This window comes from Streptomyces sp. NPDC051738 (assembly GCF_044453205.1).
Taxonomy (GTDB): domain Bacteria; phylum Actinomycetota; class Actinomycetes; order Streptomycetales; family Streptomycetaceae; genus Streptomyces.
The window spans coordinates 548853-574341 of the sequence record NZ_JBITCM010000002.1 but is presented as its reverse complement, the minus strand read 5'-3'; the positions used below and the strand labels follow the sequence as shown (position 1 = coordinate 574341).

Here is a 25489-nt window from a genome sequence, read left to right as displayed (position 1 = left end):
GAGATTTTAGTCATCTACGCTGACAAACTCGCCCGCCGCCCATCAGCAGCTCAGCAGCTCAGCAGGCAACTGGAGCGTTCCTGCCATGACCGACGGTTTCCCCAAGGTGCCCGCCCAGGCGTCACCTTCCGCGTCCGCGGCCCCGTCCGCCACCGCGATTGCCACCGCCTCGTACGCCCGCATCTACGAGGAACAGCAGCCGCGCCTGGTCGCCTTCGCGCGCTCGCTCACCCGTAACAATCCCTGGGCCGCGGAGGACCTGGTCGCCGAGGCGCACTTCCGCGTCTGGCGGCGGCTGTCGGAGGGGCACGAGATCGAGAACGTGCCGGCGTACCTGATGACGACGGTGCGGCACCTGGCCGCGACCGCCGGTGGCGATGCCCGCGAGACCCCGCACGACCCCCGGACCACCGCCGAGCGGACGGAGATCGCCGTCCACGCGGAGGACGGGGCCGACCCGGCCGAACAGGTCTCCTCCGTCGACCTGTTGGTGCGGGTGCTGGGCCAACTCCCCGAACGCTGGGTCCAGGCCCTGTGGCTGGCGGAGGCCGAGGGCCAGCCGCTGGAGACGGTCGGGCAGCGCATCGGCGCCAAGCAGGGCGCGACGGCCGTACTCCTGCACCGGGCCCGCGAGGGCATGCGCCAGGCCTTCCTGCGCTCCCAGACCGGCGCCCCCGACGACCCCGCCTGCGAGGTCCACTGGGTGCGCATGCCGGCGTACGTCCGCGGCAACGCGACCTCGCGCCAGTCGGAACGCCTGCTCGCCCACGTGGACGCCTGCGACGACTGCCGCGGCCGGCTCGCGGTACTCATGCGCGCCAACGACCGCCTGCCCGCACTGGTCGGCCCCGCCCTGCTGGTCTTCGCCGTGGGCGGCGCGGGCAAGTTCCTGTTGCCCTTCGCCGCCGGGTCCGCCGGCGCCACGGTCGCACTCAGCGGCCAGATCGGCGGCGCGCTGCACACGGTCCGCCAGGCGGTGACCGGCAGCGGCGGCGCGAAGGTGCCGACGGCGATCGCGGCGGGCGCGACGGTCGCGGGCGCGGCCCTCGCCATGATGATCGCGCTGGGCGTGAACGACCCGCCCCAGGCGCCGCTTTCACCCCGGACGCCGCTCGCGGAGACGCCGGTGGCCGCGCGGCCGTCGGAAGGGCCGGTCGGGGCGGCGGAGGCGCCGGGGAGGCCGGGGGGTGCGGCTGCGTCCCAGGAGCGAGGTGGGGAACGCGCGGATCAGGGTGGGGGTGAGGCTCTGGCTGCCGGGGGTGGGGGTTCGGGTACGGCGGTGACGGGGGCGGTGGTTGCGGTTGGGCCTGTGGCGGAGGGGCCGGGGGGCGATGGGCCTGGGGCTGATGCGCCTGGGGCTGGTACGCCTGGGGGCGACGTGCCGGTGGCCGAGGTGCCGGTGGCCGACGTACCGGTGGCCGAGGTGCCCGCACCGCCGTACGCCGAGCCGGCGCCCGAGCCCGAGCCTCCGGCGGCCTACCCGCCCGTGGAGGAGAAGCCGGCGCCAGGAGGTGACGCCCCGTCACCGTCCGTGCCTGCGCCGCCTGCGCCTGCGCCTGGTGATCCGGTGGGCGAGCAGCCGGATCCTGCGCCGGAGGGGCCGGGGCATGAGGGGCCGGGCTACGAGGAGCCTGGGCAGGGAGAGCCGGGTCACGAGGAGCCTGGGCACGAGAATCCGTACCCGAACGATCCGGGGGCGGAGCCGGAGGACCCGAAGCCGGAGGTTCCGGGGGCCGAGGTCCCGTCAACTCCCGTAGACCCGGGGCCGGTTGAGCAGACGCCGGAGACGCCGGAAACTCCGCAGGCACCGGAATCTCCGCAGGCACCGGAATCTCCGCAGGCACCGGAATCTCCGCAGGCGCCGGAGACGCCCGAGGCGCCCGACACCCCGCAGGCGCCGGAGACCCCGGACACCCCCACCCCGCCGGAGACGACTGACCCCGCACCCGCCCCGCAGCCAACACCGGGGAACCCGGAAAGCCCAGAGAACCCGGGAAACCCGGGGAACGACTGCGGCAGTAACTGACCCGGAGGCCGGGCGGGAATTTCACCCGCCCGGCCCTACTCACACTGCGTGCCCCCGAGTGCCCCCGGCGGGCTGGGGGCGCTGCACCATGAGTGGCTTCTGGCGGAGGGCGGGGGAGCGGTGACGGCGAAGCCGACGCAGCCTAGGAAGACCCCTCAGACGACCGCCTGACCGCGGGCCGCGCCGAGGATCGGTACTCGACGCGGCCCGCGCTTTCTTGCCTTAGGCCCATGCGGCCAACCGCTGGACGTCAGTCGCCGGAGCCGGATCCGGAGCCCGAGTCGGAGCCCAAGCTGGAGCCCGAGTCGAAGCCCGAGTTCGACTTCCCTCCCGAACGCCCCGACTTCCGCACCAACTGCCCGACCGCCAGGGTCACGGCGGCCGCACCCCGCACCCAGCGCGGTCCACCACGCGACGCCCACACGACACAGACGCACCCTGCGACGACAAGCACGAGAACGCCGACCAAGACGAGCACGATCACACTCATCCCCCTCCTTCCGCCTTCTTCCCCTGTGGTCCGAGCAATCCTCGCAGCTGAGGGAACAGCCCTTCGAACAGGAGCGGGAGGAAGGAGGAGTCCTGCCCGATCTGCTCACTCCACCTCCACCGAACCGGTGAACGGGGGTTCGCGATCGCCCGCCGGGGGAGTCCCGAGATGAGGCGCTGGGGGAGTCCCGAGATGCGGCCGTAAGGGTGTCGTGGCGTCAGATGTCAGCACGTCAGCTGCTGGAGCATCAGGTTCCGGAACGTCAGCTTTCTGGCCGTCAGTGACGGCGAGGCATACATGGCCTGGCCGACACCTGGCCGCCGTCAGGGACGCTGAGGCATCCGCCAGTACTGCCGCTTCTTCTCATCCCGTACGACGACGCCGAGCCTCAGCAGCTCCCGGCGCAGCTCGCGGGCGTCCTCGGCGCCCTCGTCCTTCTCCCGAGCCGCCGCACGGGCCCTGAGCAGCGCGTCCGCCCCGTCGGGCAGACCAGGCACACCGGGAACCCAGCGCCTGAACTCCTCCCGGTGCGGATCCTCGTCCGCCCACCGGTACCCCCGCTCGGCGAAGGCGTCGGCAAGCCGCCGCCAGGGCAGATGACAGTCCTCCCGCGCGATCTCCATGCCGTCCGGACCGAGCAGCACGAGCTGCTTCCCGTCCCGCACCACCAGCCCGACCTCATCGCCCCCGAACTCCTGCGACGCGTCCCGGACGGTGAGGACCACCCGGCTACGGGACACGCTCACGGCCAGCGACTCATGCACCCCGATGAACCCGACGACCAGCCCCACCAGCGCCCCCACACCCACGGCACCGAGGGTGCGCCACGGCTCGGGAACGGAACTCAGCAGCTCGGCCGGCCCCTTCAACGGCGCCCAACGCAGCGTCACAAGCCAGTCCGCGACCAGCGGCGCCAACCAGCCGACGACGACCCCGCACCCCACGCAGAAGAGCACAAGAAACCAGGCCGACTCCGCGATCACGACGTCCGCGTCACGTTCCGACGCACCGGCCGACGGACGGCCCTTCCTCGAAAGATCCCCCGTACCCCTCATATCCCCCATGCCTACGCTTCCGGTCTTCGTCTCCGGACTTCCGAAGACGTCAATCCCGGCCGCCGGACGCGACCAGGCGCCAATTCTGCAGACAAGCCCCCACCCCTGCCATCGGCCGATGGTCTACGACACCTGCAACTTTGGTTGTCCGCCCACAAACGAAGACAGGGCTCGGCGCCCGAGTCGAAGACCCGGGCGCCGAGACCCATATCGGCGAGCTACGTCGTACAATTCCTGTTGATCAGTCTCAGCAGGTGCCGCCGAAATCGGTGACTTGCCCACCGGCATTGCCCTCGCCGTTGACCGCATTGCCCAGAAGGCCGTTGAGGATGCCGACCTGGCCGAGGATGTCGATGTTCATGTCGTGAGACTTGCAGTGACCGCCTCCGTGGCCACCCGAGGGCTGGGCGATGGCGGTGCCGCTGGCTATGAGGGTCAGACCACCGAGCATGGCGGCCGCAACAGCGGCCTTCTGAAACTTACGCATGTCTCCTCCTTAGTTTGAGTAGAGCGCGCACCACCAAAGATCCACTTCGCGCTCATTTCGGAGGCTAATCCGATATCTCCCGCACCGCTCATCGGAGCCGCCATCCGGGGAGATGGGCCGAACCGGTTACGGTGACGTCTCCCGCGGTGGGCACGCACCGGAATGCGCAGCCCCACCCCTGCATCTGCACCTGCGTCACAACCGGCTGACCACCGGCACAGGAGGAACGAATGCAAAACCGGACCCCCCGTCAACACTGTTACGCCAGAGCCGCATCCCTCCTGCCCCACGCCCTGGCCGCCCCACTCCTCCTCCTGACCGCGTGCACACCGGACAACGCCAACACCAACTCGACTCCCTCCGCCGCCACTTCACGTCCGGCCTCCTCTCAAGCGGCCGACGCGCAAACCGAAGAGAAACTCACAGCCCAAGTCGAATCAGCCCTCAACGCCTTCACCGACAAGGGCAGTCCCATGGTCGAGTCAGGCACGGAACGCGTATCAGACGGCATACACTCCCAACCCACCTTGACTCCGGGCACCACTTACAAACTGACAGTGGTGTGCGCGGGAAGCGGCACGGCGGAAATCGAGTTCACGCCGGCTGGGGTGGGACCCAGGAAACCGGTGCCCTGCGATGGTTCAGCAGTCTTCGAACGACTGAAGGTGCCCAAGAAGCTGAAGCCGGAAGAAGAGTCCGTCCGTCTAGATGTCAGGGGAAAGCCGGGCTCGACGGGAATGATGACCTGGCGAATCACCAGGGCGTGAGAACGGCCTGGAAGGACTCGGCCCATTCGGCAAGCAGCTGCCTTGCTGAGTCGCCTCCGTACGCGCGCTCGGCGAAGTGGTCGAAGACCCTCTCGTAGTAGGCAATGTCCGTTTCCTCACGCAGCATGACCCTCCCGGTGAACACTTCCAACGTGGCCAGGCTGGTGTCATACAAGGTGAAGGTGTTGAACGGAATCTCGCAGACCCGGACCGACAGTGGAAGCACCTTGAGGTCCACATTCGGGAGACACGAGATGGATACGAGGTGCTCGATCTGGCCGACCATGGGGGCTGTCTCGCACAGCTGGCACCGGATTGCCGACTCGGTGAGCAGGAACTCGAAGCGCTTGTCGAGGTCCTCGAGTACGGCCTGGCGTTCCAACTTCTGTGCGACGACCTGCTCAACATCTCTGCCGGTAAAGGCCGATGTCTGTGTCATCACGTGCCGCAAGTAGGCGGGAGTCTGGATCAGTCCGGTGGGGATCGCTGGGAGAAAATACCGCAGGTGCGTGGCATTCCTTTCCAGGAGGGCGAGTTCACGTTGCACATCGTCGCCGCTGGTTGCCGGTTCCAGCCTCATCTGAACTCCTGGTTTCGCTCGCACAACTCGCTGTGTCTATCTGACTATTGATGTCCAGCATTCGTTACCCAAGCTCGAATGCCAAAGGTCCTCGATGGCACCGCGTTTGTTGCCGGACTTGGAGGTGGGTGAGTCGCCCCGGGGAAGCCAGCCTGCCTGATCGAGGAAATTTCCAGCAGACCCGGGCTTCGTAGCGGCTACTCGCTCCTCCAAAAGGCAAGAGCCTTCCTAGTCAGGCCCCTAGCGGCGGCTCCGTAACAGGCGGCCTCACTCAGGGCGTTGAACGCCTTGTCATGAAGGGCAATCTCATCCGGATCAGTGATGTCCACGCCGGTGGAGACGAGTTCGTAGCTGGCCTGGCCACCGTCGTTCATGTCGAATCCGGGCACGGGGAATACGCTCACCTCGGCGGTTGCGGGGACGATACCCAAGGAGAGCGACGGTAGGTCGAAATCACGCAGGAGGCGTTCCATCTGCTCGCGCATGACCTTTGGTCCCCCGACGTTCGTGTACAAGGCCTGCTCGCCGAGGATCACGTCGTAGTGATGCTCGCCGTCGTACAGGACCTGCTGACGCTCCATCCGTTTGGCCACCCCCGCCGGCACATCGTCCGGGACGCCGAGGAAGTTGACGACCTTGCGGAGGATCACGGTGGCGTACGCCTCGGTCTGGAGCGTTCCCCAGACCATGTCGGGGACGTATCCCTTGCCGCGACGCGACTCCTGGTACCAGCGGACGACTTCGTCCTGGACGGCTTCCGTACCAGTGGACAGCTGCTGCTTCCACGGGACCGAACTGGCCACCGCATCCTCCTGAGATCGGTTGTCGAGTAGAGCAATCGAGGAGACCAACGGTGTGGATACCCACGACGGAATGGCTTGGCCCCAACCGCTGCTGACTGCCAAAGCGCGCAACGCACACGCTCACGGAACCGGCAGGTCGATCCGGCCGGTCATGAGGATGTCGTGATTGGCGAAGAGCCCATCTAGTTCGAAGCGGCGGTGGACGTACGCCTTCCAGGTCGCGTCGGGCAGGTCTGTATACGTGTTGACCACCCGGGCGCGGCTCGCCTGAGTGAGGATCCAGCGGGCCTGGTCTTGGTCGGCGGTACGGCCGCCGAGTTCGCGGGCCAGGTGCCACAGCTCGTCCCCGTCGCGGTGTTCGCCGACGATGGTGACGAGCCCGATGTCGCCCAGCCCGCGATGGTCAGCGGACTGCGTGGTGTAGGCGACGGTGAGGTTTTCGAGCGGGAATACGGTCACACGGCTGGTCGCGGTCAGCTCGGTGAGGGGCACTGGCAGGGTCCGTCCGGGTCCGTTCTGGCGCACCAGGGGCGGGCGGGGCGGACTGGCGAAGTCCAACCCGCCCTGCCGGGGCCGGGCTCAGGGAGATCGCGTCAGCAGCAGGGGCCGTCGCCGCAGCAGGCGGGCGAGTTGCACTCGGCGGCGGTGCCCCACAACTGCTCGTCGACCTCGAAGCCGGCTGCCCGGAGCCTGTCCACGACCGACGTCATCAGCCCGCGTCTGCGGACCTTGGAGTTCGGCTGGTGATGCAGGAAGTAGCCGAACTGCTCGCGGCACCAGTCGGCATACCAGCCGGTGTGCAGGATGAGCGTGTGCCAGCCGGGGTCGACCAGCTGGGACGGGGCCATGGTGGCCCCCTCGCCGGTTGTTCCCATGACGTAGACGAAGGCCAGGGCTTGGTCGATAACGCGGTCGGCGACACAGCGCTCCAGCCCGTATTCGTCGGCGCAGAAGGCGGCGAGCGTGTCGAACTCGGTGTCTGTGACGAGGGCGCGGCCGGTACGCGGTTGAGCGGCGACGGCGATGGTCATCGTCGGGTCACCCGCTTCACGATTGAGTCGTTGACGGATGCGGCCAGGACCGGACGCTGCCCGGTTCGGGACAGGGGCGTGTGGAGCACGATTCACCTCAAGATTGGAGGACCTTCGGGGAGCTCTGTCTCGCGGAGAGCGGGAATGAGATGTGATGACGCCGGATGGCGGGCGCTTCCGGTGGCCTTCCGGCTTGCATACGGTGTTGACCGCAACGGCTCAGACGCGCGTGCCGATCGCGATCCGGTCGTTGTCGGCCAGCCGAACCATCGCCTGGAGCACGATCTTCAAGCGGCGCTCGTCCAGGTTTCGGACGACGGCCAGGTGGCTGCGCTGCACGCCGACGATCGACAGCACCAGCCCGAGGAACGCACGCTCGCCGTCATTGAGTCCGAGCGTGTACACGCGTCCGGCCAGGCTCTCCCACCGGCACGTCATGACGCCGTCTTCCTTCGTCACCAGCGCCGCGCGGACATTGCTCAGGGCTAGGAGCTCCTCCTCTTCGGCCAAGGCCTGTACCGCGGTGCGCTCCCGGAGACCGGCTGCAGACCGTACAAGAAGCTCTCCGAGCGATGGGGCATCGGGCTCGTCGGAAGTCACACCGGAAGTAGTTGGGCTGGTCGTCATCCGAGTGCCTCCGCATGAGGTCGCCCGGTGCGGCCGAACGCGACGCCCAGCGCAGTCGGGTCGGTAAGGCGGCCCGAGCCGTCCGGGCGCTCCAGCCACGTGCGCTCGTTGATCGCGTACAGGACTGGCGGGCAGGCGAGTTGCCAGCCAGACGGGTGGACGGTCAACTGCGGTACGTGCCCCACATCGTTACCGAGGCCTGGCGGCAGCAGCCACCAGGCCCGGCTCGTCGGGCCATCCACCAGGACGGGGCCGAGCTTTTGGCTGCCAACGCGTTTCATGGCCTGGATGGACTGGAGCAATGGCCCCTCGACTACGAGCCAGTACTCGCCGCTCGGGATCCGCGCGAGCTCGTCCGCGGCCCACGCGCGACAGACCGCACTGGGATTCCGAGCGCAGGACAGAAGCCAGTCCTGGCCCGCTTGCAGGGTTAACCGGATGGGGTTCGTGGCCATGACCAGGACGTTAGGCAGTCCGATTGCGCACCTGCTCAGCGATTGCGCCTGATTGCGCACACGATCGTCGTGCTTGCGGTCGATTGCCTATGCAAGGTCCAAAGACGCCCGCGCGCGGCCCACCAGGCGGCGCGCCGACGCCCCGTACTCCGCGGATTCCGAGAGCCAGTCCCACGCCCGCTCGTACAGCTGGATGTCGTCCTCGCCGGTGAGCCACAGCTCTTCGCTGATCGTCTCGACGATGACCAGCCTGCGGTCGTAAATCCAGAAGGCATGCGGAGCCGTACGGCGCAGCTGAGCGCGGAACGGCAGGATGCCGAGCTCAATACGGCGCTGACCCACCAGGTTGTACAGCCGGTCCAGTTGCTCGGCCATCACGTCTGCGGGGCACGGCCGGTGGTAAAGCGCTGCCTCGCACAGGAGGAACCGGAAGGTCTTCTCGGGGTCGTACAGCGCCTCCTGGCGACGCATCCGTGCTTCGACCGCGGCCTCAGTGGTAGGCGGGATACCCCGGAACTCGGCGTTTGCCTCGAAGATGACGCGGGCGTACTCCGGCGTCTGGAACAGCCCCGGAACGCGGGAGATTTCAAGCCCGCGTATCGCCTTCGTAGCCTGGGTCTGGCGCACGGCGATCTCTTGGCGGCCGCGGTGCCCGCCGGCCAACTGGCGCCGCCAGGAGCGGTGCCGCTGCTTCAGCTCCAGTCCGGCCCGGAGCCCTTGGAGCTCACGCTCGACGTCAGGTCGGCCACAGGCCTGCGCCCAAGCTGTCACGTCTGCTGCGGACGGGGTCTGCTTGCCATTCTGGAGCCGGGAGACCTTCGAGGGCTGCCAGTCGACCTTGGCAGCCAGGTCCTTACCTTCGAGACCGGCCTCGGCGCGCAGCTCACGAAGCCGCGCGCCGAGTGCCTCTCTGGCGGTCTGGTAGTCCGTGGTCACATGGTGGAACGTACCCGGCCGGCCAACTCCTCAGCACGTACAGCGTGATGCCAGGCGGCATCCCGGACTTGGCAGGCGGCGAGGACCTCGGTCGGGTCCTGGGTGATGTACACACCCAGGGTGGTGTCTTCGTCGTCGAACGCGAAGCGGGCGAGGATCTTGGAGTCGAAGAGTCAGAAGTCGTAGTCCGGCAGCCGCAATTCCCGCGCCTGGGCGCGCGTCAGGTAGCGGATGTCTTCGCCTGCCGCGATATTGCTGGGTGCACTGGCCAGGAGAAACTCCTGTCCCTGGGTGGGCGGTTCATCAACCAGCCGAACACGTCCGAACCGCTTGCCCTTCGCCGTCTGCGCGCGGACGTTCTCCCGCCAGGCGTTGTCGGGGTCACGGGCGATGTCTTCTCCTGCGAGGAAGCGCGGCCACTTCGGGCTGTTGCGGTCCGAGGCGTAGCCGCGGCGCGTCTCCAGGCGCCAAGCCGTGTGCTTGCAGTCGCTGAAGAGATGCGAGATCGAGGCGAACGACTGGAGCTCAGGGGCGTCACTCCTCGGCGCGTAGCGGGTCAGCAGACTGCGCGGAACACGGACGAAGGTCTCGGACTCCTTGACGTCCCGCAACTGGACGAGATGCTCCGGGTCTGTCTCCCGCTCGCCCTGGACGAGGATCTCGTCTGTGCCCTCGATGTCGTAGAGGGTGGGGCAGTCGCCGTCGTCGCTGGTTGTGCCGAGGAACCTGAGCGTCATGTCGCCCTCCAGCTGTCTTGGTTGGAGATACAGGATGCGACTGCGGGCCTGGGCGCACTGAAGGATTGCAGCAGATTGCGCATCCTGTGCTGCAGGAGTGGATTGCGCGCGAGCAGGCATGGCGCCGGATGCGCTTCCCGTGTGTGTGGCGAGGGCCGGATCAGGGGAGAGGAACAGCGTCATCAGGCAGGGATGTATCGGGATGAAGAGGGTGACACTGAGTCGACTTGATGCTGAGCTGCTGATCGAAAGTCTGGAGAGGGCCGAGTTGTCGTTCGCACCAGGCGAGCAAGTTGTCGTCCCTCAACAGGCGCGATGCGCTCCTGCCAAGAAGGTGGCCCATGCCTCTGCAGAGACTGCGAGGCGTGCGAAGTCGGGTCTCTTAGAGTCCCGCACGAGCACGCCGGACGGTATGAAGGCGGCCTCCACACACTCAGTCGCATTGCCGCCGCTGTGTGACGACTTGAACCAGGCAGGCTCGGAGATGGGCTGAAGGCCGACAGACATTCACAGCTCCTTGCAGGCTCGATGGATCAAGGTGGAGGAAGCTTCCATGTCCAACGCTTGTGCGCGAAGGTACTCGAACGCAAGTCTGTATCGCTCCAATTCCTCGTCCTTCTCGAGGAAGAGCGAGCCTGTGTGGAAGTCGACATACACCACGTCCAGGGCCGCTTCGGTGCCACCGATGATGACAAAGCTTCCGAGCGCGGCAGCGTGGGCACCTTTGGAAAAGGGCAGCACCTGAAGCGTGACATGAGGGGACTCGTTCGCTTCGAGCAGCCGGTCGAGTTGCTCCTTCATTGTTTGTGGTGATCCGACGATGCGGCGGATCACGGACTCATCAAGGATTGCCCACAGGGTCAGAGGCTTCGGGCGGGCGAGGATCTCCTGCCGCTTCATGCGAATGTCGACCAACCGCTCGAGCTCTGTTGATTCCAGGGGCACTTCGTTGGCCTTCTGCAGTGCAGTGCTGTAGGCACGAGTCTGCAGGAGGCCAGGGACATAGACGCACGAGAAGTGACTCTCGCGCATGGCTTCGTCCTCAAGCGTGAGCAGCAAGTTCATGCTCTCGGGGATGGAGTCGGCGAAGGAACTCCACCAGCCCTGCTGCTTGGCGTCCTTGGCGAGGCCGACAACGGCTCGGTGCTCAGCCTCGGTTGCTCCGTACCCACGGCACAACGCATCAACAACGATCCATTTGACCGGGCCGGCCTGGGTCTCGTATCGGCTCACTGTCGCTTTGGATACGCCGACGAGCTGCCCGGCCTCCTCAAGCGTGAGCCCCTTGCGGGCGCGCAACTTGCGCATCATGGCGCCCAGTTGGCGGCGTCGGGTTGTGGTTCGTTCGGCCATGCGACTCCTTCGCCATGTGCCGGGCGGCTGGCCCGGAGGTTGCCCCTCAGGCTAGGCAGCGTGGACGCGGCGCCACCATCAGATTCACCCGATGGGTTCTCGTGAGAAGTTACATAGTGAGAGTTCTCTGTGCCATGCTGGCTCGTAGATCGCTACGCAACGCAGTCGTGCGAATACGGCATGTGCGGCCTGGGCGTGGCGTGGGAGGGAGGAGTGGCCTACATGGCTGGCTACGAAGTCACCGAGTCCCGGCTCCGATGCATCCTGCCTTTCGAGGCGGCGCCGACAGAAGTACGCCTGCTTCGGAGAGCTGCCGTAGCGCAGCTGAGCCACTGGGGCATGCCTGTCGCTGCGGACGAAGCGGAACTGCTCGTCACGGAACTGGCAACCAACGTCGTCAAGCACGTCGGCGAAGGCGCCTCAGCGACTCTGATCCTCGAATGGCGGGGTGAGCGGCTCCGGCTGGAAATGCATGACAAGAGCCGAGCGGTGCCATCACCGAGCGCTACTGACTGTGGCGCGGAGTGCGGGCGTGGTCTGCATCTGCTCGCGGCGTTGGCAGTGGACTGGGGCACGGTGCTGACTGCGGCAGGCAAGGCGGTCTGGTGCGAGATCCCGACCACTGCGGGGCGCGGATGCCGTCGTATCGAGCGAGCTGCCGAAGCGCTTGAGAACTATCAGGGAGCCACCGGGGGCGTTTCGCTCGGAGGCCGGGAGCGAGACGCGGGCCTTGAGGAGTCGGCGGTGGAGCTGATCGCGGATTTGCTCCACTGGAGTGCTGCCCGCGGTCACGATCCGGACGACTTCCTCGATCGCGCTCAGATGCACTACGAAGCCGAAGTGGACGCGGCCTAGTGGACGGCCCTCTGAGCGGACTGAAGTGTCTGCTCCCGCAGAACGGTCGGCGTACGCCAGGATTCTCCGGGACGGCTTCTGTGGCACATGCGGTTGCAGTTGGCGCAGGCGTGATGGTGGGGCGATCAAACAACCCGCCGGTCGTGCTGGCACACTTGAGGTCTCGTTGTCAGTGGGGTCTGTCACCCTCAGTGACGGTGGATTGCAAGGTGCGTCTGCCGCTGTATGGCTGTAAGGAGGGGACATGACCCGCACGAACAAGCTCAGGTACACCTCTGTGGAGATCTGTGCTGGGGCTGGTGGTCAGGCAGTCGGCCTGCATAACGCGGGCTTCAAGCACGCCGCGTTGATCGAGATCGACAGAGACGCGTGCCAGACCCTCAGGACCAATATTGACGTACATCCTGACTGGAAAGGCTGCAAGGTCATTGAGGCTGACCTTAATGCTTTCGAGCCGGATGTCCTGGGGTTTGAACCAGGCGATCTTGATCTTCTAGCAGGTGGAGTGCCGTGCCCCCCGTTCTCGGCAGCGGGCAAGCAGCTTGGTCGCGATGATGAACGTGACCTGTTCCCTGTCATGCTGAACCTCGTTGATCATCTTGAACCCAAGGCTGTGATGATCGAAAACGTCCGCGGTTTGCTCGACCCCAAGTTTGCTGAGTACCGACAGGAGATCATCAAGCGTCTGGAGTCGATGGGGTACGAAGAGTGCTACTGGGATCTCTTGGAGGCTAAGGACTATGGCGTCCCTCAGCTGCGCCCGCGTGCCATTCTCGTCGCGATGAAGCCCCAGTACGCCCGGTACTTCGAACACCACAAGCCGGCAGAGACTGAGCTTGTCACTGTGGGGCAGGCGCTGCATGACTCGATGCGGGCGCGCTACGACGCGGTCGCCAGTGACCCTAGGGCAGAGAAGGCATTCAAGAACTGGTACGGGAAGGCGTTGGAGGGAGTCGCGCCCACGGTCGTCGGCGGGTCCAAGAAGCATGGCGGTGCTGACCTCGGTCCGACACGTGCAAAGCGAGCTTGGGCAGACCTTGGGGTCTGCGGGCTGGGGGTCGCGAACGAGCCTGATGAGATGAACGATGCGGAACGAGACTTGTTCGCTCCCTCAGGACCTAAGCTCACCGTGACTCAGGCCGCGATCATCCAGGGATTCCCGGATGACTGGCGGTTCTCTGGCCGGAAGACAGCTGCCTACCGGCAGGTCGGTAACGCGTTCCCACCCCCGGTCGCCCAGGCGGTCGGCGAGCAGATCTATGCCGCCTTCGACGCAGAAGAGAAGAGCCGGAAGAGCTGACGGCAGCGCATTCTAGAGCTTGTCTTTCCGGAGTCGGTTGACTGTAGCTGCGATCTTGATTGCGCAGTCCTCGGCTGGATCGTGTTCCCAGAACCGGAGCACGGTCCAGCCAGCAGCTCTAAGTTGCTCGTCTGTGTCGCGATCGCGGGCCATGTTGCGGGCCACCTTGTCCGACCAATAGCCAGGATTGGTCTTCGGTGGCACGTAGTGCTGGGGGCAGCCGTGCCAATAGCAGCCATCGATGAATACAGCTAGCTTCGCTGGACGGAAGACGATATCTGCCGTCCGCCTAATACCAGGCAGTGGCTTGGCCGCCACTCGGTACCGCAGGCCTTGGGCGTGCAGGAGACTCCGTACCAGTTTCTCCGGCTTGGTGTCGCGGCTACGGATCGCCTGCATGTTCCTCCGCCGCGCTGCGGAAGACGCCCATGAGCCAGGTGGCGCCTGCCAGTCCGGCTTTGGCTGGTCTGTCCCATCTGATTGGGGCATAGCCGCCCTCACCATCGAGCCAAGGTATCGGCCAATTGCTCATACGGGAGTACACGATGCTGCTTGGTGCACTCTTCCCAATCTCCTTGCTGGCCGACGTTACCGACGTCCCGAACGGCCTGATCGAGAGCCTCATACGCGATGTGGTAGACAGCGTCGATTTCCCCGGTGCCTCGGGCGATGGCCACGATCCGCGACGGCAGAGGTTCGGCAGTTACCACGACCAAGTGAGGTTGCCTACCTCTGCGGTGACGAATGAGCCCGTTGAATTCATGGCGCGTATTCTGGACCCGATCTGACCTAATTGTCCATTTGCATGAAATTGCAGCATGCAGGACGGGGAACCCTTCGGTCAACGGGGAGTCATTTGGGATGCCCACGGTGACGTCCGGCTTCACAAGGTAGTCCGTGCCAATGGTGATACGCAGTTCAGGGCTGGATTTGACCAAGTCATCTAGGGCGCTCAGGTGACGATACTGCGCGAACTGCCTTGCCTTGACTCCTCGTTGAACGATCCAATGCTGACTGGGCTCGACTTGATGCAGTTGTGCCTGCAGATTGTCGTGCACTGCCACCTCAAGCAGTTTGCCCGCCTCTCCTTCGCCGGGTGCTCGTCCTGCAGGGACGCCCAGGTGGTGAAGCATCGCCTTGGCCAGGGCCTTTGACTGCTCGCTGTCCGAATCGGCGACATTCGGAACCTCGGGGGTACGCCAGCCAAGCAAGAGAGAAGCGAAGGGAGTTGCCATACGGCAAGACTAGTGCAAGGCCACCCTCATCGAGAGGGCAGCCAATGGCCCAGCAGTCCTTGCAGCGCCGGCTTAGCGGTTTCATCATGTTGGTGACATGTGATCAGTTGCATGTGCTGATGCCACCAGCAGATGCATCACCTGCCGAGGACAGCCAGCGCTGCATCTTGAACCTCGGTGGGAGCCTTCTTACCGCGGAGATTGTTCTTGATGATGGACGGGACCATGCTCGTATCAAGGCTGAGTGACTTGAGTATGTAAACGTCGACACCGTTGGCCTTGCGTGTTTCGATATCAAGTCCCAGCTCCCGCAATTCGCGGGTCCGACGCTCTGCATGAACGGAATCTTTAGTAGCGACTCGCAGCAGGGACGCACTTACTGGATTCCCTAGGTGCTGAAGCAAGATTGTGAACAGCTCCTCATGGGTGCGACTTCCGTACGGGACAGTCAGGTACTGCTCAGGAATCTTGCCCCCGTACTCAGATTCTATGGCATCGCCAAGTTGCTTCCGGAGATCCTGGAAGGTCAGACTCTCGGCAGGAAGACTGGTCCGGATGAGCGCCTGCATTGACTCTGCCAAGAGCCGTTTGGCGTAAAGATAGGCATCAAGGAGATCTTGTGCAGAAGTCTCTTGCTGAAACTGCTTTAGGAGTTCACCGACCGCATGCTCAGTGGACGGCTTGAGACGATTCCAGTCGGCCAGGGGAGTGGACTCAGGCTCAGGCATTGGATGCGGCTCCTATCTTTTAGTGATTTCGGCGAGAGCACTGCCAGGGGGGTACCGGAGAACATGGGCGTCTTCTCCGGCATTTTCGACTGCCTCAAGGTCCCCCAGCCACTCGCGGAGGAATTGCGCACTTTCTACGTCGAGGCTATTGGCGCGGAAGAAGGATACTTGGCTGCCGATCTTCACACGTGAATCGTGACTCGCTGCACCGGATGCGTTGAGGGAGTCGTGAAGTCCCAGGCCTGCAGCGAATCGGCGGATGTCAGACACGAAGTCTAGGACGACGACCTTGTCCTTTCCTGGCGCTAGGCGAAGCCCACGGCCGAGCTGTTGGACAAAGATCCGTCGACTATGGGTGACGCGCTGGAAAACAACGATGTTGACATCGGGGACATCTACACCTTCGTTGAGGACGTCAACAGCACAAAGTGCTCCGATGCGCGCATCGGAGAAATCCCAGAGAATCCGATTGCGCGTAGCAGCATCGACTGCCTTTCCAGCCGAAGTGCGGGAGGCTATGACTTCAGCATTTGTGAAACCCAGGGCATTGATCCGGCCGGCCATACGCTCGGCGTGGTCGATAGTCCCACAGAAGACGATGGCACGTGGGTTCGGTTGCTCTCGCCACACCTCGGCCAGCCGATCGGCCACCGCATCGTCCCATTCATCAATGAATAGTGTGCGGTTGATCCCTCGTGGAGTTAGGGCGGGGGAAGCCTCCACGAGTCCGGAAGCCAGGGAATCCCAATCGATATTGTCAGTGAACATTCTGTAGTCGACGTTGGCCAGATACCCTTCTCGCAACCCACGGACCATGTCGACGTCGACGACGGGGTAGTCGAACCAGCGGCTCAGGCTCTTTCCGTCTGGCCTCCATGGTGTAGCTGTCATCCCCAGGAGAAAGGCGCCACCATCACCTGCTGACACCTCATCCAGTACTGTGTCATAGGCCTGAGTGCCGAGATGGTGACACTCGTCTACGATCACGAGGCCATAATCTGGCAATGCCCGTCCTGAGCTTGTTGCGGAAGCAACACTATCTACGCAGGCGAACACGATATCCAGATCTTCCAAAGCATCGGCATCGGGTCGCTCATAACCATTCCAGATTCCCGTGGAGATGGAAGGCGGCAGCATAGGCCAGAAAGAGCGCTCCAGCTGATACACCAGCTCGTTGCGGTGCGCCAGAACAAGGGCTTTCGCAGCTGGACGTGCCAAATGGAAGCGTCGGTAGAACTCGGAAGCGACGAAGGTCTTTCCCAGACCAGTGGCGAGCACGACCAGGGCACTGCGAGCCCCGTTGACCACCTCTCCCATAGTCTGCTCGACAGCGCGTTCCTGGTACGAACGCAACTGATAATGCTCAGGGAGTCGTTGGGACAGTGACGTGGGGGGGATACGCTCGGCTTGCCTCATCAAGGTGCGTCTATCCCAAAGCTGCAGAGGGATACCGCTCGAAGCAAGGTGCTCACGCTGAGCACGTACGGACGCCTCAAAACCGTTGAGGCTTACAACAACGGGAATGTCGGCATCGTAGCGCCCACATGCAGAGATGGTTTGGGCAATGACCTCTGGCCCCACCGGAGTTCGCCAGCGTTTGACTTGAAACAGCCACCGTCGGCCATTGAGCGTGCCAACGACGTCAGCCCCGCCGTCGCCGGACGCACCAGCGAGCTGCACACTCGTGTAGCCGCGCGCGATGAGGAGGCGCTGCACTGTCCGTTCAAAGGACTGCCATCCTGTGCCCGCAAGGTGGAGGTCCGTAACAATGCGTTGGTTCATGACAGTTTGTCAGCCAGAAACTCGACAGCTGCGCGAGCGCGAACGACGATCAGCCGTTCTGGCGTCTCGTATCTCAGGTAGGAAGCACAGTCCTCCAGGCAGCGCAGGTACTTGAGTCGTAGATCCTCGCGTAGCCGCCCCGCAATGACCTGCCCGACCTCTGCTTCGCTGGGCCAAGGGTCCTGCCACACAAGCCCGTTGAACCATCCCTCGGCGTGGTGAGCAAAGAAGGCTGTCACGGTGTCACGGTCGCAGTAACGCAGATATCCGCCAGTGCTCTTCAGACGACCAAGCTCGGCCAGGTCGACGCCGGCTTTCACCATCGATTCTGCGAGAGACAACTGCTGCGTTTCGTCGAGCTCACTGTAGAAGTCATCTGCGTGTGGCGCGAGGAGAATCTTCTCCGTAATTTGACTGAATAGATTCTTAATGTCATCGCGAACCGTGTCAGCGTTATCAGTGACTGAGTCCCCCCATCCCTGCTTGAGGACCTCTGCGGTCAGCGTGCCGATTGAATGTGCAGGCTGCGCCTGTAGGTTCCGGTGAAGCGAATGAATGAACTGGGCTGCCTCTGTAGCGACCAGATACTCGGGAAGAAGCCCCATGGCGATGAAGGCTGGATGGGTTGGATCCATGTACATCGTAATCTTGCCCATGGCTGCTTCTGTTACCAGCGGAACCGGGCCGCGCCCGTATGCCGGAATGATCGGTCGGTGAACCGTTCGCACTTTGATATCGAGGGGGCTGCTCTTCGAGCCGTCGGCGAGGTGAACGGATAGCTGAAGCGCACTGAGGGTCGGATCGTCGATGGAGTTTGGCGCGAGAGACCCGGGACTGGCTGGGTGCGGCGCCCCCTTGATGCTGTCGCATTTCTCACAGTACTCGGCATCAGCCTTATTATTCTCTGCGCAGAAAGTGCACTTCCAGGGTGTTTGAACCTTCGGTATCTGCGATGTGCCGCACTGCACACAAGAGGCTGCCGATCGGGGAATCTGCCTTCGGCACTCGGCATTGAGGCAAACTTTTCCGTTCAGTACTTGGCCACATCCACCGCATTCCTCGGCGGCCGTCGTGTTCTGAAATCCGCATTCTTCACACTCAGGCAGATCTTGAATCGGAGGCTCCCCGGCCGTTTCAACGAGTTCCCACCATTTCTCGTCGGTGTAGTAGCCGGGTTCGTGATCGAGGAATTTCTTGTGGTAAGAGCGCTCTGTCTCACGTGAGATACGGTCGGCTTTCCCTTTTGCGACGTTGTACTGACCCATGTACATGTCGCCGCGACCGAAGTTGCGAACCTTTCTGTATCCCTGAAAGAGTCGGGAAACGTGGGAATCGTTGCGCTCGCCATCGCGCCACTTCGTCGGAAGCAGCGAGCCACCGCGCAGATACTGCACAGCTGCCTGCCACTCGTCCGTGGCTTGCTGGAAGTTCTGTTTCTGAAAATCTACCGGGACCTGGTCAAGATGTACCTCGCCTACGATTCTCCCGTACTGTTGATCAATCGGATATTCGCGTTCTGAGCGGCCGGTGGCTTCGTCCGTGAACTCAAAGAAGGCGGTCTTCTCGGCCACTCGGATTGCGCGGCCGTTACGAATGAGGTCGACACCGAAGTCATTCTGGTCGTCGAAGCGCTGGATTCCTACCCAGCCCCGAACTCGGTGGATGACCTCTCGACTCTCTGTGCCCTGGCACCGTGGACAGGTATTGGACGCACCAAAATCCGTTCCATCTTGTAGGCAGCGCCGCGCTCGGTCGATTTCGTCATCGAACCTGATTACCGCGGGTATTTTCCCGTGCCCTTGACGCTCAACAAAGCGCTGATCCGACCATACGCAATGCTCGAAGGGTTGGCATCGGTCGTTGTTCACGCTAATAACGACAGGGGTTGCGCTATCACGGCGCAGGAGGGAAGCGTATCGTCGACCGAGGCGATCGCGTAGTGTCTTCTTCGACATCTTGGCCAGATTTCGAATGAACCCTCCATTGGGGTCCCCATCTGGCCACCAGTCGCGAATCTCGACGACCGTTCCATGCTCCAATCCATGCGGTTTTGGGATCTGTTCGGACTGCGCCGTGAACTTCTGTTCCTGGATCAGCTTAGGGAGGTCCAGGGTGACTTGGATTGCGTATTGATCCTCGCTTCGAGCCGAGATGACGCGAGTGATACGCCCCATTTTCCCTGTGGCAATGTTGAAACCCATGCCGAAGAGGCCGAGAGTGTCGAAGTGATTTTTCGATGAGTACCCCGCTCGCATGGAGTCAGCGATCTGGCTTTCTGACAATCCAGGGCCTGTATCGCGAACCCTTATGATCCCTTCATTGCGGCTGACCTCGGCGATGCTTGGGATCTCGATCAATACTTGACGAATCGGTGATGGTTTACCAGAAGTGGCGGCCGAACGGAATGAGTCGATGGCATTATCGATGAGTTCGCTCAGAGCATCAAGTGGGCTGATGGGTGTTCGGGTCAACGCTATCAATACCTGCGTTGTAGGAGCGATATCCACCAGCTTGTGTGCCATCTTTAGATCTACCTTATTCTCGGTTCTTTTGGGCCATTCTGGGGAATGGGCGAGGATGGTGTTTTAGCTGCGTTTAGTGGCTCAGCTGCTTTCTGCGGTTACGTCAGCCTGTCGGGCCGCATGCCGCTGGAGGAGCAGGCGATCAGCTTCACTCGCAGATTGCACAGCTTGAACGAACCAAGGTGAAATCCAAGAGTTCAGTCGATAAGGCCATTCGCCTTGCTTGAGAACCTCACCCGGTAGCCATTCTGGTCTTGGGCGCCTAGCAGACCTGACCGCAGCAACGAGCTCCACAGCGGGTTCGTCTTCCTCGGTGCGACGTTGTTCGAGTTCTGCTGTCACGCCGATCAGCCACCACTGGAATGATCTGTGTCCTGCCGATTCCACAAGACGGCGAATTACACCTGTCGTCAACCCGGCTGCTCGATAGGCGGCTAGTGCCAGTCCCTCTGGGGGGTCCGTGAAGGCGGCCGTCTCTTCGGTAACGGGTTCCTGCTTCTGGCCGACTCCATATGCCATGGTCTCCGCAGCCCGATCGATCTCCTCGTATGTGGTTTCTGTGAGTTGCACATCGGGATTTAGGAACTGATCGATTCCTTCGAAGAAGCTTCGCGGCTCCTCCAAGCGAAGTTCCGCGCTGGCGTGAAGCTTCATTTCATCGAAGAGCGTTGGCCAAGGACGTCTCGCGCGACCTTGTTCCGCCTTTTGATACCAATCTTCCTTGTTCTCCGACATTCCGTCAGATGAGATAAGCAGTACTCGCCTTGGCTCCGGCAGCGTTTCTGCTATTTCGAGTATCTCTGCCCAGAGGAGGTAGTCTCCCGCAGCTTCTAGCGGCGTACCCTTTCCCCAGTCCGAGAACCCTGGAGGAATCCGGTTCGGGAATCTGTGGTTTGACGCTTCGTCGACCCTTTTCTTGACGATCTCCGGTGGGGTTGGTGGTGCGATTCGATCATCATAGAGGGCTGCAATCCGGGGGAGTACCGGATCGTTAGTTTCGATGGAGCCCAGTCGAACGTCTTGTTCGTCTTTGAGTTGCTGGACATGCTGCTTAAGAAGTGTGCGCCATTCTTCAAGTCGATCGTCTATCGCTTGGTTGTTGATTTGTTTGTCGAGAGCGGCGCTTGCGGCTTCATCTTGAGCATACTTTTCGAGGAGATCTTTTACGAAGGTGCTAGCCTCGATGACGGCCTGCCGTGCTTTTTGCAGCTTCTTGTTGAGCGCGTCGGGTGCTTCCCCCAGTGCTTTGACGCGATTGGCGATCACGCGGTGTCGCCCACGCGCGAACTCAAGGCCCACTTGGTGTGGGAGCCAGAGCCGTGGAGCGATCTGCTCGAGGGCCCCGAAGACTTGCTCACGGGCAGTTGGGGTGTACTCGTACAGACTGAGTAGGACGTTGGTGTCGAGTACCACGAGACCCTGGGTGAAGAACGTCTCCCTGTTGGCGTCGTCCATCCCGCCATTGGGCATGAGCCAGGCTCGGTACTGCTCCACTAAAGGAAGTGACCCGCGGTTCACAGCGCCCCCATGTTGCTCCTGTGCGTCAGTTCATTTTCAAGACGGGGTGCAGTGCAGGTCAAGGCGGAACAGCGATCCAGCCCGTTGAGGTTTTTGGAGTACACCCGTCGTTGGCTGATGCATCGTCAAGTTGCGATTGCTCCGTGGCACTCCCCATACGTTCGCCCCGACACACACCAGCAATCCGCCCCCCGCTGAGGCGGCCACCCCACAGCCCGCCCCCGAGCCGCCAACGTCGTCGCATACTGCGGCAGCAACGTCGCATCCCCCGGCGACGCCCCCTCCGACGCCGCGAACGCCTCGTACGACGGCACCGTCCCCGTCACGATCCCCAGGTTCGGCGTGCCCGACGCCGCCAGTTCCCGCAGGGACGCCTCTATCGTCGCCAGGTGCTCCTCATGGGAGGGGTACTCCTCGGCCAGGGTTGGGTACGCCGCGACCAGTTCCTCCAGTTCCCCCACCGTCCAGTGCAGCACCGCCACCGGGAACGGACGCGACAGCGCCTCCCGATGCGCGCCCAGTTCCGCCCGCAGCCGCGAGATCTCCGCCTCCAGTTCCGCCGGGTTGTCCGAGCCCAGGGACCAAACGCGCTTGGGGTCGTGGAGTTCGTCGAGGGAGATCGGCATCGAGTGGAGGGTGTCCGCCAGGGTGTCCCATTCGTCGTGGGGCACGCCCAGCATGCGGCGTACGCGGTGGCGGCCGAACAGCAGGGGATGCGTGGAGTACGGGGGTTCCGGCACGTCCGTCAGGAGCAGGCGGGCTCCCTCCGTGAAGGTTTCCTGCGCCGCCTCCAGCTCGTCGTGGGACTCCAGGGACTCCGCGACGATCACCCACGGTGCCGGGTCCCGAGGGGAGGCTGCTCGGACGCCTTCGATGATCGCCCTCGCCTCCGCCTCGTGGCCGTACTCCCACAGGTTCGACGCCTTAAGGGCTCGTACCAGGTGGGGGTTCTCCAAGCCGACGGAGGACGACAGCAGGCGGTCGTAGAGCGCGGTCGCGGCGGGGCGGTCGCCGGCCAGTTCCAGGTGGGCCGCGGCCTGGAGGAGCAGGGCCTCGGCGTCCTCGGGGTAGAGGCCGGCGGTTCGCTCCAGGCGTGCCGCTTCGGCGGTGTGGTCGACGTTTTCGGCAGGCGTGTCGGGGCGCATGGGGGACACCGTACTGCCCGCGGCTGACGTAGGAGAGAACGGAGGGGAGAAGAGGGTGCAGATATTGCCTGGTGGAGGCGGTCACCCCAGCGGAGGAGGGTCACGCCCTCGCCAGGCACAGCAGCACGAGGAACGGGACCGGGATCAGCACCGCCGTTGCCAGCCATCTGCCCGGGCCGTCGCCGTCGCGGGTGCGTGGGCGCAGGATGTCCACCGCCACCACCAGCATCAGCAGCAATGCTCCGGTCAGCGCCAGCAGGAACATCATCGGGCCCGCGTGGTCGAGCGTGTGGAAGTTGCAGTTCCGCACGTCCGGCCTGGCCATGTCCGTGATGTCCCGGCAGTCCATCGGCAGGTAGTCGGTCAGGAGCCAGTACGTCGCGTAGAGCGGGATGATCGCGGGCACGCCCAGGGCCAGGTTCGCCAGGGCCGGCGTCAGCAGGCCGCGACGCCGCTCGGGGCGGCGCCCGCGTTCGTCCTCATTCGGTTTCACCGGTTCTATCGGTTCTATCGGTTCTACGACTGCTTCCGCCATGCCGCGCATGACGTTCCGGGAGCGCCGGCCGGTTGCGTTACCGCTGCCCTCAGATCACCACCCCGTCCACCTGCAACGTCTGCACCGACTGCGCCGCGAACGGCACCGCCACCGACTTCCCGCTCAGGAACGTGTTCGCATACGACCGGTATTGATCGCCGCCCGTCGTCACCGTGTTCCAGCGCGGGACCACGCCGCCCGAGCCGCCGCTCACCGTCGTGAAGCGGGACAGGTCGAAGGTCAACGTCTGGGCCGACGTCGACGTGTTCACCGCCACGATCACCAAGCGGCGCGCCGACGCGTCGTACGCCGCCGCCGCGTAGCTCACGCCCGTGTCGAGGATGCGCATGCCCGGGCGGATGTGGCGGCTGAACTGCGCCATCACGTAGTACTTGGTCTGGACCGTCGTCGGCTGGAGGGTATTCGCGTCGTACGCGATCATCGCCCAGCCCGTCGACGGGTCCATGACCTGCCAGTAGCACCAGGCCGTCGGGTGCAGCCAGCGGAAGTCGTAGCAGAGGTTGGAGGCCAGGGTGAGGCCGGTGCCGTCGCTGTCGCCCGTTTCCGAGTTCCACAGCTTCTTGCCGGACGTCGTGACCACGTCCGTGTAGAGGAGGTCGCGGCGGCCGCCCGAGCCCTGGTAGCCGTGCACGTTCACCTGGCTGACCAGGGCCTTCGTGGAGGAGTTGAAGGAGGACCACGTCGAGCGTGCCGTGTCGTAGTTCGTCTCGTCCGACGCCGAGATCCGTATGGAGCTCAGGCCCCTCGCGTCCAATTCGCTGCGCATGTACGGGAGTACGGCGGCCTGGACCGCCGGGTCCATGTGGCAGCCCTCCTGGGTGCCGGTCGCCGTCCACCAGGTCGACGCCGGCTCGTTGAAGGGGTCGACCGTCGCGAAGTTCACGCCCCAGTTCGACTTCGCGTACAACGCCGTTGCCGCCAAATGCGACGCGTGCTGGCGGTAGTTCCAGGTCTGGAGGTTGTTGCCGCCGCCGGCCGCGCCGGACGGGTTGTGGTTGGAACACATCCACCACATCGGCGAGTTGGCGAAGAGTTCCGTCGTCGCGCCGCGCGACACCGCCTTCTGCAGCATCGCCCGCTGGTTCGCGTCCGCCGTCCAGTCCCAGGCCGAGGAGGCGGGGTCCTCGTTGTTCCAGTCCTGCCAGAACCCCTCGATCTGCTTGAACGCGGGGATGTTTGCCGACTCGACCATCGACTCGCCGCTCACGCTGTTCCAGCTGCACGCGCCGAGGTTGTAGCGGGCGATGTTGAGGCCGAGGCCGGGGAGGCTCGTGCCGTTGTAGGTCACCGAGTTGGTGGTGAAGAAGAGATCGGCGAAGTCGTTCCGATTGCCGAAGACGTTGGCCCACCAGGCCAGGGAGGTGCCCCAGCCCTCCCAGGTGCCGTACGACGTGCCGGGGTTGACGGCGATCGTCGCGTCCGCGTGTGCGGTGCCCGTCGCCAGGGCGCTGCCGAGTAGGGCACCGCCTGTCGCCGCCAGCAGAGTTCTGCGTCGCATCATGACTTCTCCGCTTCGTTCAACGGCCGGTGTCGGCGGTGTCGTCGTCGAACCGGCTCCGTGGCCTGTCCCGTTGAATGCCGACAGGAAGCATCGGGTGTGGCGTATGAGGTTGTCGAGGGTTCCGACAGCCCTTTCTCAAACCTGTGGAGGAAGGGGGAGAGGGTAGGGAGGGGCTAAGGAGGGGGCGGTTCGAGGGGTCGGACGCCCGCCTGACGCAAACCCGTTGCGGACCGGGCGCGCGCACGGGTCTTCAGACCTCGCGCCCCGGCCCTTATCGTGCGGGCGGCCCCGGTGGAGGAGGCTCACGGATGGTGCGGGTTCGGCGGGTTCGCGTCGTGCAGCACAGCGGGCTTCGGCGGCGTGCCCTGCGGCGGCGGGTGCTGTGGGGCGGCGGGGAGGTCCTCGTCACCGTCGGGGTGGTGCTTCTGCTGCTCGTCGTTCACCAGGTGTGGTGGACGAATCGAGAGGCCAGGGAGGGCGCCGGCCGGGAGGTCCGGGCGCTGGAGAGGGCCTGGGACGGGGGAGGCGGCGACTCCCGTACGGCCGGACCGGCGACGACGGCCGCACCGGACTCGGCGTCCGACCCGGCGTCCGACTCCGCGTCCGATCCCCCGCCCGCCCCCGCGCCCGACTGGTCCCAGGCCTACGCCATCCTCACCATCCCCCGCCTCCACCTCCGCGTCCCCGTCGCCGAGGGCGTGAGCAAGAGCGGCGTCCTCAACAAGGGCTACGTCGGCCACTACCCCGGCACCGGGCAGCCGGGCCAGGCGGGCAACTTCGCCCTCGCCGGGCACCGCAACACCCACGGTGAGCCCTTCCGGTACATCAACCGGCTCGCGCCCAAGGACACCGTCCGGGTCGAGACGCGGAGCGCGACGTACACGTACGCCGTCGACCAGACCCTGCCGCAGACCGCCGCCCATGACGGCAGCGTCATCCGGCCGATCCCGCGCTCCACGGTCAGGCCGGGGCACGGCTACACCGAACCCGGCTACTACCT

Annotated in this window: 25 protein-coding genes and 1 pseudogene; 4 read left to right on the top strand and 22 right to left on the bottom strand. The window is 64.2% G+C overall.

Annotated elements, in window-relative coordinates; translation table 11 throughout:
- Positions 1-85 precede the first annotated feature (85 nt).
- Entirely contained in the window at positions 86-2026 is a 1941-nt protein-coding gene (locus tag ACIA8X_RS07160) for a sigma-70 family RNA polymerase sigma factor (protein ID WP_399457940.1), read from the top strand.
- 250 nt (positions 2027-2276) lie between these two features.
- On the opposite strand, the gene ACIA8X_RS07155 is transcribed toward ACIA8X_RS07160, so the two are convergent.
- The 13 genes and pseudogenes from ACIA8X_RS07155 to ACIA8X_RS07095 form a co-directional block, all read right to left on the bottom strand.
- The gene (locus ACIA8X_RS07155; protein ID WP_399457939.1) at positions 2277-2516 is read right to left on the bottom strand and encodes a hypothetical protein; all 240 of its coding nucleotides are present in this window, start codon (positions 2514-2516) and stop codon (positions 2277-2279) included.
- 323 nt (positions 2517-2839) lie between these two features.
- Positions 2840-3499, bottom strand: coding sequence for a hypothetical protein (locus ACIA8X_RS07150; RefSeq protein ID WP_399457938.1), 660 nt, complete (start codon positions 3497-3499; stop codon positions 2840-2842).
- A 319-nt stretch (positions 3500-3818) separates the two neighbouring features.
- Positions 3819-4058 (bottom strand): hypothetical protein, encoded by a 240-nt coding sequence (locus ACIA8X_RS07145; protein WP_399457937.1) that lies wholly within the window; start codon positions 4056-4058, stop codon positions 3819-3821.
- A gap of 753 nt (positions 4059-4811) precedes the next feature.
- Positions 4812-5405: a DUF5753 domain-containing protein gene (locus ACIA8X_RS07140; protein WP_399457936.1), complete on the bottom strand. Its 594-nt coding sequence runs from the start codon at positions 5403-5405 to the stop codon at positions 4812-4814.
- Between the two features lie 197 nt (positions 5406-5602).
- Positions 5603-6208 (bottom strand): DUF5753 domain-containing protein, encoded by a 606-nt coding sequence (locus ACIA8X_RS07135; RefSeq protein WP_393457386.1) that lies wholly within the window; start codon positions 6206-6208, stop codon positions 5603-5605.
- Positions 6209-6328: 120 nt separating this feature from the next.
- Positions 6329-6700, bottom strand: coding sequence for a hypothetical protein (locus tag ACIA8X_RS07130; protein ID WP_393457389.1), 372 nt, complete (start codon positions 6698-6700; stop codon positions 6329-6331).
- A 101-nt stretch (positions 6701-6801) separates the two neighbouring features.
- Entirely contained in the window at positions 6802-7239 is a 438-nt protein-coding gene (locus tag ACIA8X_RS07125; RefSeq protein ID WP_399457935.1) for a hypothetical protein, read from the bottom strand.
- A gap of 219 nt (positions 7240-7458) precedes the next feature.
- On the bottom strand, positions 7459-7749 hold the full coding sequence (locus ACIA8X_RS07120) for a hypothetical protein (RefSeq protein WP_393457395.1): 291 nt from the start codon (positions 7747-7749) through the stop codon (positions 7459-7461).
- Between the two features lie 113 nt (positions 7750-7862).
- Complete coding sequence (locus ACIA8X_RS07115) at positions 7863-8321, bottom strand: hypothetical protein (RefSeq protein ID WP_393457398.1); 459 nt, start codon at positions 8319-8321, stop codon at positions 7863-7865.
- An 87-nt stretch (positions 8322-8408) separates the two neighbouring features.
- The gene (locus ACIA8X_RS07110) at positions 8409-9257 is read right to left on the bottom strand and encodes a helix-turn-helix domain-containing protein (RefSeq protein ID WP_393457401.1); all 849 of its coding nucleotides are present in this window, start codon (positions 9255-9257) and stop codon (positions 8409-8411) included.
- A pseudogene (locus ACIA8X_RS07105) lies at positions 9254-9994 on the bottom strand (DUF6879 family protein). Before ACIA8X_RS07105 ends, ACIA8X_RS07110 begins: the two are co-directional and overlap by 4 nt.
- Before the next feature lie 303 nt (positions 9995-10297).
- The gene (locus ACIA8X_RS07100; protein ID WP_393457404.1) at positions 10298-10501 is read right to left on the bottom strand and encodes a DUF397 domain-containing protein; all 204 of its coding nucleotides are present in this window, start codon (positions 10499-10501) and stop codon (positions 10298-10300) included.
- The gene (locus ACIA8X_RS07095; protein WP_393457407.1) at positions 10502-11347 is read right to left on the bottom strand and encodes a helix-turn-helix domain-containing protein; all 846 of its coding nucleotides are present in this window, start codon (positions 11345-11347) and stop codon (positions 10502-10504) included.
- Positions 11348-11569: 222 nt separating this feature from the next.
- Between ACIA8X_RS07095 and ACIA8X_RS07090 the strand changes: the two genes are divergently transcribed.
- Both ACIA8X_RS07090 and ACIA8X_RS07085 read left to right on the top strand, forming a co-directional pair.
- Positions 11570-12202 (top strand): ATP-binding protein, encoded by a 633-nt coding sequence (locus ACIA8X_RS07090; protein ID WP_393457410.1) that lies wholly within the window; start codon positions 11570-11572, stop codon positions 12200-12202.
- A gap of 244 nt (positions 12203-12446) precedes the next feature.
- On the top strand, positions 12447-13502 hold the full coding sequence (locus ACIA8X_RS07085; protein ID WP_393457413.1) for a DNA cytosine methyltransferase: 1056 nt from the start codon (positions 12447-12449) through the stop codon (positions 13500-13502).
- Between the two features lie 12 nt (positions 13503-13514).
- Here the strand turns inward: ACIA8X_RS07085 and ACIA8X_RS07080 are convergent, their stop codons facing one another.
- The 9 genes from ACIA8X_RS07080 to ACIA8X_RS07040 form a co-directional block, all read right to left on the bottom strand.
- Positions 13515-13991: a very short patch repair endonuclease gene (locus ACIA8X_RS07080; RefSeq protein WP_393457416.1), complete on the bottom strand. Its 477-nt coding sequence runs from the start codon at positions 13989-13991 to the stop codon at positions 13515-13517.
- An 8-nt stretch (positions 13992-13999) separates the two neighbouring features.
- On the bottom strand, positions 14000-14737 hold the full coding sequence (locus ACIA8X_RS07075; RefSeq protein ID WP_393457419.1) for an NgoMIV family type II restriction endonuclease: 738 nt from the start codon (positions 14735-14737) through the stop codon (positions 14000-14002).
- Positions 14738-14874: 137 nt separating this feature from the next.
- Positions 14875-15465: a hypothetical protein gene (locus ACIA8X_RS07070; protein WP_393457422.1), complete on the bottom strand. Its 591-nt coding sequence runs from the start codon at positions 15463-15465 to the stop codon at positions 14875-14877.
- Positions 15466-15477: 12 nt separating this feature from the next.
- Positions 15478-17247, bottom strand: a complete 1770-nt coding sequence (locus ACIA8X_RS07065; protein WP_393457425.1) for a DEAD/DEAH box helicase family protein — start codon at positions 17245-17247, stop codon at positions 15478-15480.
- Positions 17244-19769 carry an ATP-binding protein gene (locus ACIA8X_RS07060; protein WP_393457428.1) on the bottom strand — a complete coding sequence of 842 codons (2526 nt, stop codon included), beginning with the start codon at positions 19767-19769 and terminating at the stop codon, positions 17244-17246. Before ACIA8X_RS07060 ends, ACIA8X_RS07065 begins: the two co-directional genes overlap by 4 nt.
- An 81-nt stretch (positions 19770-19850) precedes the next feature.
- Positions 19851-21224: a PIN-like domain-containing protein gene (locus tag ACIA8X_RS07055; protein WP_393457431.1), complete on the bottom strand. Its 1374-nt coding sequence runs from the start codon at positions 21222-21224 to the stop codon at positions 19851-19853.
- 188 nt (positions 21225-21412) lie between these two features.
- Positions 21413-22432, bottom strand: a complete 1020-nt coding sequence (locus tag ACIA8X_RS07050; protein ID WP_393457434.1) for an SEC-C metal-binding domain-containing protein — start codon at positions 22430-22432, stop codon at positions 21413-21415.
- Between the two features lie 100 nt (positions 22433-22532).
- The gene (locus ACIA8X_RS07045) at positions 22533-22925 is read right to left on the bottom strand and encodes a hypothetical protein (RefSeq protein WP_393457437.1); all 393 of its coding nucleotides are present in this window, start codon (positions 22923-22925) and stop codon (positions 22533-22535) included.
- A gap of 91 nt (positions 22926-23016) precedes the next feature.
- The gene (locus tag ACIA8X_RS07040; RefSeq protein WP_399457934.1) at positions 23017-24489 is read right to left on the bottom strand and encodes a glycoside hydrolase; all 1473 of its coding nucleotides are present in this window, start codon (positions 24487-24489) and stop codon (positions 23017-23019) included.
- Between the two features lie 308 nt (positions 24490-24797).
- Here ACIA8X_RS07040 and ACIA8X_RS07035 point away from each other — a divergent pair.
- Positions 24798-25489 (top strand): class E sortase (locus ACIA8X_RS07035; protein WP_399457933.1); only part of this gene is annotated, 692 nt, incomplete at its 3' end.